The 12,802-nt window shown below is 62.8% G+C and carries 11 protein-coding genes; 9 read left to right on the forward strand and 2 right to left on the reverse strand.

Annotated features, from left to right (window positions below; genetic code table 11):
* Positions 1-6: 6 nt before the first annotated feature.
* Positions 7-636, reverse strand: a complete 630-nt coding sequence (locus ABIE49_RS29650; protein ID WP_192738406.1) for an OmpA family protein — start codon at positions 634-636, stop codon at positions 7-9.
* Positions 637-1,143: 507 nt separating this feature from the next.
* Here ABIE49_RS29650 and ABIE49_RS29655 point away from each other — a divergent pair.
* The 9 genes from ABIE49_RS29655 to ABIE49_RS29695 all read left to right on the forward strand — a co-directional run bounded on the left by ABIE49_RS29655 (position 1,144) and on the right by ABIE49_RS29695 (position 12,020).
* Positions 1,144-1,374, forward strand: a complete 231-nt coding sequence (locus ABIE49_RS29655) for a hypothetical protein (RefSeq protein WP_192738407.1) — start codon at positions 1,144-1,146, stop codon at positions 1,372-1,374.
* 144 nt (positions 1,375-1,518) lie between these two features.
* Positions 1,519-2,688 (forward strand): winged helix-turn-helix domain-containing protein, encoded by a 1,170-nt coding sequence (locus ABIE49_RS29660; RefSeq protein WP_192738408.1) that lies wholly within the window; start codon positions 1,519-1,521, stop codon positions 2,686-2,688.
* Between the two features lie 131 nt (positions 2,689-2,819).
* On the forward strand, positions 2,820-4,151 hold the full coding sequence (locus ABIE49_RS29665; RefSeq protein ID WP_192738409.1) for an MFS transporter: 1,332 nt from the start codon (positions 2,820-2,822) through the stop codon (positions 4,149-4,151).
* Positions 4,152-4,396: 245 nt separating this feature from the next.
* Positions 4,397-5,503: an efflux RND transporter periplasmic adaptor subunit gene (locus tag ABIE49_RS29670; RefSeq protein ID WP_192738410.1), complete on the forward strand. Its 1,107-nt coding sequence runs from the start codon at positions 4,397-4,399 to the stop codon at positions 5,501-5,503.
* Positions 5,504-5,541: 38 nt separating this feature from the next.
* Positions 5,542-8,694, forward strand: coding sequence for an efflux RND transporter permease subunit (locus tag ABIE49_RS29675; RefSeq protein WP_192738411.1), 3,153 nt, complete (start codon positions 5,542-5,544; stop codon positions 8,692-8,694).
* An 18-nt stretch (positions 8,695-8,712) separates the two neighbouring features.
* Positions 8,713-9,318: a TetR/AcrR family transcriptional regulator gene (locus ABIE49_RS29680; RefSeq protein ID WP_192738599.1), complete on the forward strand. Its 606-nt coding sequence runs from the start codon at positions 8,713-8,715 to the stop codon at positions 9,316-9,318.
* 119 nt (positions 9,319-9,437) lie between these two features.
* Positions 9,438-10,070 carry a flavin reductase family protein gene (locus tag ABIE49_RS29685; RefSeq protein ID WP_192738412.1) on the forward strand — a complete coding sequence of 211 codons (633 nt, stop codon included), beginning with the start codon at positions 9,438-9,440 and terminating at the stop codon, positions 10,068-10,070.
* A complete protein-coding gene (locus tag ABIE49_RS29690) occupies positions 10,067-10,486 on the forward strand; it encodes a hypothetical protein (protein ID WP_192738413.1) in 420 nt (139 codons plus the stop codon). Before ABIE49_RS29685 ends, ABIE49_RS29690 begins: the two co-directional genes overlap by 4 nt.
* A gap of 169 nt (positions 10,487-10,655) precedes the next feature.
* A complete protein-coding gene (locus ABIE49_RS29695; protein WP_192738414.1) occupies positions 10,656-12,020 on the forward strand; it encodes a tetratricopeptide repeat protein in 1,365 nt (454 codons plus the stop codon).
* A gap of 18 nt (positions 12,021-12,038) precedes the next feature.
* Here ABIE49_RS29695 and ABIE49_RS29700 read toward each other — a convergent pair whose 3' ends face one another.
* Entirely contained in the window at positions 12,039-12,302 is a 264-nt protein-coding gene (locus tag ABIE49_RS29700) for a hypothetical protein (protein WP_192738415.1), read from the reverse strand.
* Positions 12,303-12,802 lie beyond the last annotated feature (500 nt).

A 12,802-nucleotide genomic window follows, 5' to 3' on the forward strand; every position in this document is an offset into this window, starting at 1 on the left:
GCGAACTTACTTCGCGGCGGTCTTGGTATCCATGTTGACGACCTGGACGCGGCGGTTGGCCGGGTCCAGCGGCGCGTTCGCATCCTTCGGCTTGGTCTTGCCGTAGCCGACGGTCACGAGATCAGAGCCGATGATGCCGAACTCCTCGGTCAGCACCTTCTTGATCGTATCCGCGCGGCGCTCGGAGAGGTCCTGGTTGTAGGCCTCGCCGCCGACCGCATCGGTATGACCGGCGACCATGAAGGTCGAGCCCTTCAGGGCGGGGTCCGAGAGCGCCTTGCCGAGTTCTCCCACCGCCTGCTCGGAACTCTTGCTGATTGCGGCCGAGTTGTAGTCGAACCGGATTTCGAGATCGATCTTGGGTTTGGTCGCCGCGAGCTCGGCCATTTCCTGGCGCTCGTCGAATGAGAGCGACCGGGTCTTCCGGTTGCGCAGTGAATTAACGAAGCTGGCTTCCTTTGCCTGCTTGGCGGTGTCTACCTGCGGGGTCATCGAGAGGCTGCGGGTTGCCGATGTCGGCTTCAGCGCGCGGATGATCTTGTCTGCCGAGACGGTCTCGCCGGCAAACGCCACGCCCGCTGTCATCGACAGCACGGCGCCGAATGTCAGGATGGAAAATCCTTTAAAGCGGGTCATTGTCGTCTTCCTCACTGTTACGCCTGCCATATTGGCTGGTTGGCGGTTTGATGCTGCGACGATAAGACAGGTTCAAACCGACTAATGTGATCTAGGTCACGTTGGAAGCAGCCGGTTTCCGTTGATATAGGGTCGCTTCGTTAGTCTGTGTGATCTAGATCACTGTGTTCCCTGCGACTCCTTGAAAGGGCGCTTGCGAACCGCCCGCAATGATCCAAAGCGCAATTGCCTCATGTTGCAGGTATCAGCGAACCCGCGCCGCTTCCCGGCCTCTTCGTTGCTGTTTGCTGGTCGCAAAGCCGTCGCGTCAGCGCCGATCTGCGAACAACAAATCGGCATGATGGACACCTAGCAAGATTCTCCACGAAGAGAATCCCAAAAGAAAATCAGAAGAAAAGGTTTGGGCAAGCAAGAGCAGGCGGGCGGGTGTTTCAGTCGGTAAAGCGTCAACGTGAGTATCAAAATTATCGTAACGTTCCACCGGAGCGCACGGGCTCGGCAAGTTCGATGCCGACCTTGATCGGCGCGGCGATGATCGCGGCGGCAATCCTGCTGTCGACGTTCATCAACGCGCTTGGCACCCGCTATACCGCCATCGAAGGTCCGAGCGAAGAGAGCGCGTGGCTGGTCGATCGCCTGACCGGCAGCGTCTACAAATGCCGCGCCCCGGACCATGGCAAGGCGTCCTGCGAGGCGGATATCGCAACCGGTAGCGTCCCGGACCGGTCGAAAAGATAGCGTTTTTCGAGCGACGCCTGCCCCGGACTTGATCCGGGGTGGGTACCGGTTCGCGTTCAAGAAAACGCGTCAAACAAAAGAGTCTGTTCCTCATCCCAGATCGGGGACTTCTCCAATGGGCGAATCCGATTACATTGTCGGGCGATGCCCCGCGCGACAAAACCCCACCCCCTGACCAAGACCGAGGCCCGGCGAATCTGGCTGCGTGCCCAGCGGCTCGATACGCTTGACCCGTTCGGCGAGGGGCCGGGGGCCACTGCCGCCGCGGTGGAGCATCTCGGCTATGTGCAGATCGACACCATCAACGTGATCGAGCGCTGCCACCACCACATTCTCTTCAGCCGCATTCCTAATTATCGCCGCGCGGACCTGCGGCAGGCCCAGAGCGTCGACAAGAGTGTGTTCGAATACTGGACCCATGCGCTGTCCTATGTGCCGTCGAAGGACTTTCGCTTCTTCGTGCCGGGCATGAAGCTGCACAAGCGCGAGGGCCATAAATGGTTCGCGTCCGTCAGCCCCGCCGACACCCGCAAGGTGATGCGGCTGCTCAAGCGGGACGGCGCGCTGACCATCCGCGACATCGAGGACGACGTGCTGACCGAGAAGGAGCATCTGTGGGCGAGCCGCAAGCCGTCGAAGCGCGCGCTGCAGCTGGCGTTCTATACCGGCGCGGTCACCATTTCCGAACGCACCGGCATGCTGAAGACATATGAGCTGATGACGCGGCATTTCGGCTGGGACAAGTCGCCGAAGCCGGCATCGAACCTCGAGACGACCACCTATCTGCTCGACCGCGCCTTGCGCGCACAGGGACTCGTCAGCCTCGATTCGATCTGCCATCTCGATGCGCCGAGCAAGGCCGCCGTCCGCCACCTGATCGAGGCGCGCGTCCGCCGCAAGGAGATGGTGGCGATCGCCCTCGAAGGCGCAGGCAAGCAGGAACATTGGGCGCGGGCCGAGACGCTGGAGCAACCCGCGGGCGAGGGCGATGGCGGCCTGGTGCACATCCTTTCGCCGTTCGATCCCCTGATCATCCAGCGCAAGCGCACCGAATTGTTCTTCGACTACGGCCATCGTTTCGAGGCCTATGTACCCCGGGAAAAGCGCCAGTTCGGCTATTTCGCGTTGCCGGTGCTGGTCGGCGAAGACATCGTTGCCGCAGTCGATCTGAAGACCGACCGCAAGGAAAGGAAACTGCTGATGCAGAAATGGAACTGGGTCGGCAAGGGCGCCGCGAAGGCTCCGCGCAAGGAGCTCAAGCGCCGCATCGAGGAAGAGCTGCATCGCTTCGAGCGGTTTCAACTGGCGGAGTGAAGCGCAGCCATTGCGTCCCGCGCATTGCCCCCATCCGATTGCGGATGCGCTGCTCCCGCAAATCGGATTGACACCGTTTTGCCAATGCTCAAAACCCCGGCAACAGCAACAAACGGCCCGGGAACAAACTTATGAGTCTTGCCACCACGTCAGTCGCCGCCGGCGGCGCCAGGAGCGACATCGAAACCTCGACCATCCGCACGATCTCATGGCGGCTCATTCCATTCCTGATCCTGGCTTATTTCTTTTCCTATCTCGACCGCGTCAATCTCGGCTTCGCCGCGCTCACCATGAACGCGGAACTCAAATTCACGCCGCTGATCTTCGCCTGGGGCGCCGGCATCTTCTTCATCGGCTATTTCATCTTCGAAGTGCCGAGCAACCTGGCGCTGGAAAAATTCGGCGCCAGCCGCTGGATCGCCCGCATCATGGTGACCTGGGGCATCATCTCGGCGGCGATGGCGCTGGTGAGCGGCGAGTTGAGTTTTTACGTGCTGCGCTTTCTGCTCGGCGTCGCCGAAGCCGGCTTCTTTCCCGGCATCATTCTCTATCTGACCTATTGGTATCCGGCGGAATATCGTGCGCGGTTCCTCGCCGCGTTTGCGATTGCCGTTCCCGTCTCCACCGTGATCGGCGCGCCGATCTCGGGTCTGCTGCTCGGGCTCGACGGCATGATGGGCCTGAAGGGCTGGCAGTGGCTGTTCATTCTCGAGGGTATTCCCTCGGTCCTGCTCGGCATCGTCACCTGGTTCTATCTCACCGACAGACCGGAGAAGGCGGACTGGCTGACGTCGGAACAGAAGGCGTGGCTGGCGGCAAAGCTGCAGGCGGAGATCGCGACCAAGCAGGCGGCAAAGCACCTGACGCTCGGGCAGGCGCTGTCATCGCCGAAGGTGCTCATGCTGAGCATCGTCTATTTCGGCTTCGTCGGTGCGCTCTACGGCATGCAGTTCTGGCTGCCGCAGATCGTCAAAGCATTCGGCCTCAGCAATGCGCAGACCGGTTTCGTCACCGCGATCCCGTTCCTGTTCGGCACCATCGCGATGATCCTGTGGGCGCGCCACTCCGACGCCACGCGCGAGCGCGTCGCCCATGTCGGTGGGCCGCTGCTGCTCACCGCCGTCGCGCTCGGCGCCTCCAGCTACATCTCCGATCCCGTCACGACGATGGTGCTGCTGACGATCGCCGCGATCGGCGTGTTTTGTACGTTTGCGGTGTTCTGGACGTTGCCGACGGCGTGGCTGTCGGGCACGGCGGCAGCCGGCGCGATCGCGCTGATCAATTCGATCGGCAACCTCGCGGGTTTTGGCGGGCCGTATCTGGTCGGCTGGGTCAAGGAAGCCACCGGAAGCACCTCAACCGGCTTGCTGGTGCTGTCGCTGTTGCCGCTCGCGGCGGGGCTGCTGGTGTTTCTGGCCGGGCACGACACCAAGACCGAGTTCGGCGGAATACGGGGGAAATAACCCGCGCCGTCGCCCCTGCGAACGCAGGGGCCCATACGCCGCGGCCTCGGGAAAGGGGCACGCTGGCGAGCGGCTTTCGTAACCGCGACCATCGGTGGCTATGGGCCCCTGCGTTCGCAGGGGCGACGGGAGATTTGGACTCCTTAACTCCCGTTAACTCACGAATTGGTGTTCACTGACGAATATTGACATTCGTCAGTGAACATTCAATAATCTTCATCAGCATATAGCCGATGGAGAATTCGATGTTCGCCCGATCAATTTTTTCCAGCTATTACAGGCTCTTGACCGGAGCGACGCTGGCGTTGGCTGTGTTTTCGTTGACCGGCTGCAATGAAAAGGCAGCCGAAAAGGCCGCTCCCGGGCGTCCGGTTCTGGTCGCCACCGTACATTACGAGGCGGAAACGCCGGAACGCAGTTTTGTTGGCACCATCAGGCCCCGGATCGAGACCGACATGGGTTTCCGGGTCCCGGGCAAGGTCGCCAAGCGCCTCGTGGAGGTCGGCCAGACCGTTGATGTCGGCCAGCCGCTCGCCACCCTCGATGAAGTCGATCTGAAGCTGCAGGCCGAGCAGTCGGAAGCGGAATACCGCGCCGCGACCGGCGTGCTGGCGCAGGCCTCCGCGTCCGAGCAGCGCGCCAAGGATCTGCGCGCCAAGGGCTGGACCACGGACGCGCAAATGGATCAGAGCCGCGCCGCCGCCGATGAGGCCCGCGCGCGCTTCTATCGTGCCGAACGTTCGGTCGAACTGACCAAGAACTCGCTCTCCTATGCGACGCTGGTCGCAGATACCCGCGGCGTCGTCACCGCGACCCTTATCGACGCCGGCCAGGTGGTCGCCTCCGGCCAGACCGCGGTCCGCGTCGCGCGCTTTGCTGAAAAGGAAGCCGTGGTCGCGATCCCGGAAACGCTTGTTGGCCGCGCCAAGGATGGCGCCGCCTCCGTCACGCTGTGGTCGGACGCCAACAAGAAATACGTCGCAAAACTGCGCGAGATCGCGCCGACGGCGGATCCGGCAACGCGCACCTATCTGGCAAAGTTCTCGCTGCCCGGCGCCGGCGACAGCGTTTCGCTCGGCATGACCGCAACGCTGACGCTGTCCGACCCCGCGACCGAGAACGTCGCGAAGCTGCCGCTGTCGGCGCTGTACAGCCAGGGCGGCAATCCCTCGCTCTACATCGTGGACGATGCCGGCGCCGTGACGCTGAAGCCGGTCGTCGTGAAATCCTACGAGAGCAATTCCGTCGTCATCACCGGCGGCGTGCCTGAAGGCGCCAAGGTTGTGGCGCTCGGCGTGCAGAAGCTCGATCCGGCCCAGAAGGTCCGGGTCGTCTCGTCGCTGTCGTTCTGATCCGCGGTCGGTAACAACGGAAAACGTTGGAGAGTGACATGAAACGCTTCAATCTCTCGGGCTGGGCGGTAAGCCATCCGACGCTGATCCTGTTCCTGATGATCGCGCTGGGTGTGGCCGGCTACTTCTCCTACGAGCGGCTTGGCCGCGCCGAGGATCCGTTCTTCACCGTGAAGGTGGTCAATGTCTCCGCGATCTGGCCGGGTGCCACCGCGCAGGAGATGCAGACCCAGGTCGCCGATCCCATCGAGAAGAAGCTGCAGGAGCTGCCCTACTTCGAGAAGGTGCAGACCTATTCCAAGCCCGCGTTCACCGCGATGCAGGTCACGTTCAAGGATTCGACGCCGCCGGCGCAAGTGCCGTATCTGTTCTATTTGCTGCGCAAGAAGCTCGCCGACGTGCAGGGCCAGTTGCCGGCGGGCCTGCTCGGCCCCAACGTCAATGACGAATTCAGCGACGTCGATTCCATCCTCTACATGATGACCGGCGACGGCGCCGATTACGCGCAGCTGAAGAAGGCGGCCGAAGGCATGCGCCAGCGGCTGCTGAAGGTGAACGGCGTTACCAAGGTCAACCTCTACGGCACCCAGGACGAGCGCATCTTCGTCGAGTTCTCGCACGCCAAGCTGGCGACGCTTGGCATCACGCCGCAGGCGCTGTTCGACTCGCTTGCCAAGCAGAACAACGTCACGCCGGCCGGCACGGTGGAAACTTCCTCGCAGCGCGTGCCGTTGCGCGTCACCGGCGCGCTCGACGGCGCCAAGGCGGTTGCAGAAACGCCGGTCGAGAGCAACGGTCGGATCTTCCGCCTCGGCGATATCGCCACCGTCACCCACGGCTTCGTCGATCCGCCGACCTTCAAGGCGCGCCAGGAAGGCAAGCCCGCGCTCGGTATCGGCGTGGTCACCGCCAAGGGCGCCAACATCCTCGAGCTCGGCAAGGAAGTCGAGAACGCGACCAATGACTTCATGAAGGCGGTGCCGCAGGGCATCAATGTCGAGCAGATCGCCGACCAGCCCAAGGTGGTCGAGCGTGCCGTCGGCGAGTTCGTGCACTCCTTCGTCGAGGCGCTGGCGATCGTGCTGTTCGTCTCGTTCCTGGCGCTCGGCTGGCGAACCGGCATCGTGGTGGCCATGTCGGTGCCGCTGGTGCTGGCAATCGTCTTCATCGTCATGAACGCGATGTCGATCGATCTGCACCGTATTACATTGGGCGCGCTGATCATCGCGCTCGGCCTGCTCGTCGACGACGCCATCATCGCGGTTGAGATGATGGTGGTGAAGATGGAGCAGGGCTGGGACCGCGTCCGCGCGGCGTCCTTTGCCTGGGAATCTACTGCGTTTCCGATGCTCACGGGAACGCTGGTCACGGCCGCTGGCTTCCTCCCCATCGGCTTTGCCAATTCCGCGGTCGGCGAATATGCCGGCGGCATCTTCTGGATCGTGGCGATTTCGCTGGTGGCGTCCTGGTTCGTCGCGGTGATCTTCACACCCTATATCGGCGTCAAGCTGCTGCCGAACATCAAGGTCCACCACAACCACGATCCGCACGCGGTCTATGAGACGCGCGTCTACCGCATCCTGCGCAGCATGGTGCAGTGGTGCGTCGACCACCGCATCAAGGTGGTGGTGGCGACGGTGGGCGTGTTCGCGCTCTCGATCGTCGGCTTCGGCAACGTCCAGCAGCAGTTCTTCCCGCTGTCGGAACGCCCCGAGCTGTTCCTGCAGCTGCGCCTGCCCGAAGGCACCGCCTTCAACGTCACCGAGAAGTCGGTGAAGAAGGCCGAGGCGTTGCTCAAGGACGACAAGGACATCGCGACCTACACCTCCTATGTCGGCCAGGGTTCGCCGCGGTTCTGGCTCGGCCTCAACCCGCAACTGCCGAACGAGGCCTTCGCCGAAATCGTGATCGTCTCCAAGGACGTCGACGCCCGCGAGCGCATCAAGGCGCGGCTGGAGAAGGCGGTCGCCGGCGGCGACCTCTCCGAGGCGCGCGTGCGCATCGACCGCTTCAATTTCGGCCCGCCGGTCGGCTTCCCGGTCCAGTTCCGCGTGATCGGCCCCGACCCCAACAAGGTCCGCGACATCGCCTATCAGGTGCGTGACGTGATGCGGCAGAATCCCAATGCCCTGGAGCCGCAGCTCGACTGGAACGAGCAGTCGCCCTACCTCAAGCTCGTGGTCGATCAGGACCGTGCCCGTGCGCTGGGTCTTACCCCGCAGGACGTCTCGCAGGCGCTCAGCATGCTGATCTCGGGCGCGCCGGTGACGACCATCCGCGACGGCATCGAGAAGGTCGGCGTGGTCGCCCGCGCCGTGCCCTCCGAGCGGCTCGATCTCGGCCATGTCGGCGACCTCACGGTCACCTCGCGCAATGGCGTCGCCGTGCCGCTGCAGCAAATTGCAAAAATCGAATACGCCCATGAGGAACCGATCCTGTGGCGGCGTAACCGCGACATGGCGATCACCGTGCGTACCGACGTCGCCGACGGCGTGCAGGCGCCCGACGTAACCAACCAGATCTGGCCGAAACTGCAGCAGATCCGCGACAGCCTCGAGCCGGCCTACCGGATCGAGCCGGGTGGCGCGTTCGAGGAATCCGCCAAGGGCAACGCCTCGATTGCCGTGCTGTTTCCGCTGATGGCGCTTGTCATGCTGACGCTGCTGATGATCCAGCTGCAGAGCTTCTCGCGCCTGATCCTGGTGTTCTTGACGGCACCGCTCGGCATCGTCGGCGCCTCGCTCGGCCTCAATATCGCGGGCCAGCCGTTCGGCTTCGTGGCGCTGCTCGGGCTGATCGCGCTGGCCGGCATGATCATGCGCAACGCGGTGATTCTGGTCGATCAGATCGAGACCGACGTTTCCCATGGCATGACGCGCAAGGAGGCCATCGTCGAAGCCACCGTGCGGCGTGCCCGCCCCGTGATCCTGACGGCGCTGGCCGCGATCCTGGCCATGATCCCGCTGTCGCGTTCGGCCTTCTGGGGCCCGATGGCGATCACCATCATGGGCGGTTTGTTCGTTGCAACCTTCCTGACCTTGCTGTACCTGCCGGGCCTCTACGCGCTCTGGTTCCGCAAGAGCCTGGAAGAAAGCGGCCAAGCCAAGCAGCCCGATCTTGCGCCGCAACATGCCGCCAAGGAGCTGAGCACGTCTCCACTCGCATTTCCGCTTGCCGACGCGGCGGAATAATTGAACATTGGTTCTGACATGACGCTGATTGCTGAAAATGTGGAAACCGACACGCGGGAGCGTATTCTCGTAGTGGCGGAGCGTCTGTTCAGGCAGCTCGGCTACCAGAAGACGACGGTCGCCGACATCGCCAAAGAGCTGCGCATGAGCCCGGCCAACGTCTATCGCTTCTTCGACTCGAAAAAGTCGATCCACGAAGGCGTGGCGCGCACCCTGATGGGCGAGGTCGAGACCGAGGCGCGGCGGATCGTGGCGAAACCCGGTCCGGCCAAGCAGCGGCTGCGTGATCTGCTCACGACCATCAATCGCATGAACTCGGAGCGCTATGTCGGCGATAACAAGCTGCATGAGATGGTCGCGATCGCGATGGAGGAGGACTGGGACGTCTGCGTCGCCCATATCGAGTGCGTCACCGGCATGATCGGCGAGGTGATCGGGCAGGGCGTGGCGTCGGGCGAGTTCGAGGCCCCGGACCTGCCGCTGGCCGCGCTCTGCACCTGCACCGGCATGATCCGCTTTTTCCACCCGCAGATGATCGCGCAGGCCGTCAACAAGCCGACCGCCACGATCGACCAGATGATCGATTTCCTGTTCCGCGCGCTGGAGCCGCGGAAGGCGAAATAGCCGGATTTCCGACGCAGGGTGGGCAAAGGCGCATGCGCCGTGCCCACCATTGTTACTTCAATAAAGTTGGCGGGAAGGCTACGCTTTGCCGACCCTGCGATTGAAGGAAACACCGGAAAATGGACGCCAAGAGCCCCAAAGACCTGCATTTTTACGAACCCGCCAAGGGCCACGGCCTCAAGCACGACCCCTTCAACGCCATCATCGCGCCGCGCCCGATCGGGTGGATTTCGTCGCGCGATACCGGGGGTAACGTCAATCTGGCGCCCTACAGCTTCTTCAACGCGTTCTGCTACAAGCCGCCGATCATCGGCTTCTCCTCCACCAACTGGAAGGACAGCGCCGCCAACATCCAGGAGACCAAGGAGTTCGTCTGGAATCTCGCCACCAAGGATCTGGCACAGCAGATGAACGCCACCGCGGCCCACGTCGCCCGCGACGTCAGCGAGTTCAATATCGCCGGCCTCACGGCGGTGCCCGGCAGGCTCGTCAACGTGCCGCGGGTTGCCGAAAGCCCGGTCGCGTTCGAATGTCGGCTGACCCAGATCATCCAGCTGCAGGGCGCCAATGGCGATAAGGCGCAGGCGTGGCTGACGCTCGGCGAAGTCGTCGCCGTCCACATCGACAAGGCCATGATCAAGGACGGCGTCTACCAGACCGCGATGGCCCGCCCGATCGTCCGCGCCGGCCGCAGCGGCGACTATTTCGAGATCAAGCCGGAAAACATGTTCGAGATGATCCGCCCGGATTGATCGCCTCGCCCGGCGCTCGCGGGGTCCGCAAATCGTTCCTGCAATTGAACCAACACCGGTTCCGGCTACACCCAAACCGAGTAGCGCGCTGCCATGACTGGCGTGACCCGGCCGATTGCGGCCCGGTCATCGAGGCAGCGCTTGATGACGGGTGTCGGATGCAGTTTTTCCTTTGTGAGATCGTCGCTCGCCTCGTCGCGATCTATTTTTGCTTCGATTGCGGCCGCAGGTTCTGGAATGGCCTCGTCGAAAGAAGAATCGAGCTCGAGGGCCAGGATATTCTGGACTACGAGACCTGGATTTTTCAGAAAGACGAAGCGCCGGTCCGTTACTGGATCTCAATGGGTTGGAATTTGATCACCCTGGCTGCGTGCGTCGTTGTTGCGATATTCGGGTGGTGGCTCCCGAACACCTGAGCCTCCGCTGTCGCAGCATGCAGCTCAACCCGATCGCCCCGCGCGCGACAATGGCCGGTCCCTGAACCGGCTTGGCACTGGACGCGACTAATTGTCCGGTCGGCCGCGCCGGCCAGTCGCCGGCAATGATTTCTCCCTTGATCCAGCCAAATTGGCTTTAGAGACGAACATGAACAAGCGGGCTTTGTTCTCCATCACAGCTGTGCTCGTGGTTGCGCTTCCATTGGCCTATGGCGCTGCGACGCAGGCGCTGTCAAACGATCCGGTGCACCATCAGCAGGATGGTGACGAACTGTCAAAGGACGACCGCGAGGCCGCTGGTATCCTTCAGTTCGCCGCTGACCAAGGAGACGCCGGCGCGCAGGTCGATCTCGGGATCGTCTATGCGCAAGGGCGCGGCCTGCCGAACGATGACCGCGAAGCCGCGCGCCTCTTCAAGCTCGCTGCGGGCCAGGGAAATCCCGTCGCGCAATACAACCTCGGCGTCTTCTACGACGAGGGCCGTGGCGGATTGCAACAAGACGACCAAGAGGCCGCCCGCCTCTTCAAGCTGGCCGCCGATCAGGGATACGCCAGCGCTCAGGTCAATCTCGGGCACTTCTACAGCGAGGGTGCTGGCGGACTGCCGCACGATCGCCGCGAGGCCGCTCGCCTCTACAGGCTCGCTGCGGACCAGGGCGACGCCACGGCGCAATACAATCTCGGGGTCCATTACGACCAGGGCCGTGGCGGATTGCCAAAGGACGACCGCGAGGCCGTCCGCCTCTACAAGCTCGCCGCTGACCAGGAATACGCCAGTGCGCAGGTCAATCTCGCGTATTTCTACGACGAGGGTCTCGGCGGCCTGCAAAAGAATGCGCGGGAAGCGGCTCGCCTCTACCGGCTCGCCGCGGATCAGGGAGACGCGACGGCGCAGTACAATCTCGGGCTCTTCTACAGCGTGGGTCATGGCGGACTGCCAAAGGACGAACGCGAGGCCGCGCGCCTCTACAGGCTCGCCGCTGACCAGGGCGACGCCAGCGCTCAGCTCAGTCTCGGGAACTTCTACGACGATGGCCTGGGCGGTTTGCGGAAGGATGCGCGCGAGGCCGCTCGGCTGTTCAAGCTCGCTGCGGAGCAGGGAAACCCGGCCGCGCAATTCAACCTCGGGCTCTTCTACAGGCAGGGTCATGGCGGACTGCAACAGGACGACCGCGAGGCCGCCCGCCTCTACAGGCTCGCCGCCGACCAGGGAAGCGTCAGCGCCCAGGTCAGTCTCGGGCACTTCTACGCCGAAGGTCTGGGTGGTCTGCAGAAGGACGAAGGCGAAGCCGCTCGCCTGTTCAAGCTGGCTGCGGAGCAGGGAAATCCGACAGCGCAGCAAAACCTCGGGCTGTTCTACGAAGAAGGGCGCGGCGGTCTGCCAAAGGATGAGCAGGAGGCCGCTCGTCTCTACAAGCTCGCCAACGAGCAGCGAAGCTTGCTCGAGAAAATGTCACGTTTGGCGATGCAGAGCGCACGGTTGGCGATTGAGATAGCCTCGCGCTTTCCGTGACAGAGGCTCGGCGCCGGTCTATTTGGCTTTGAGCGATTTGAGAGCTGCGATCGCCTCAGCGGAAGGTTCTCGTGCGTGAGGCTCGCGGGACATCCAAAACCGATATTTGCGCGGCTCGCGGCGTTTGAGGATCGGCCAGGTAAACGCCATCGCGCGCGTGATACTGCCATCAATATCAACGAGCCAAATCCGGCCGAGGCTCAATGGTATCGGTGTTTCCTCTATTCGCTTCCATTTGCTGGGACTGGGTTCGACGGCCCGTCGAAATCGCTTGAACAGCATTGGCTATCCCTCGTTTCCCCGCATGTATTCTAATAGCCAAAACCCGGCCGTCCAGCGGGCGCTTACACGCGCTGCCTGTGCGATGGTCCGGCTCCCGCGCACCCTTCTGGGGGCTTCCGGACCGGTCGGCTCCGACGAGCTATTCTAGCTTGACGCAAAGCGCTCTCGCCAGCGGCGCAGCGGCAGGCTTCTGCGAGTTCGTTCAGGAAATGGCGACCGTGGCCTGGAATTGTTCGGCGAAGACGGCGTATTGCGATTGCGAAGGAGTTCGCCGAGCCCGATGCTGAAGGGCAGGCCTGTCCTGTTCACGCTGCTCCTCGAATAGCTGCGGTCTGGCGCCGGCTGATCAACCCTGCTGATGGGTGGTGCAGCGACGATGGGCGTGCCCTTGTGAGCCAGTCTGGCCTTGTATTCAAAGAAGATCTCGCCCGCGACACCTCCAGCCACCAACGCGACGCATATCAACGAAGCTAAGGTCTCTACGCCATGAAACCAAACTA

Origin of the sequence: Bradyrhizobium sp. OAE829 (genome assembly GCF_040546575.1) — a bacterium.
Classification (GTDB): domain Bacteria; phylum Pseudomonadota; class Alphaproteobacteria; order Rhizobiales; family Xanthobacteraceae; genus Bradyrhizobium.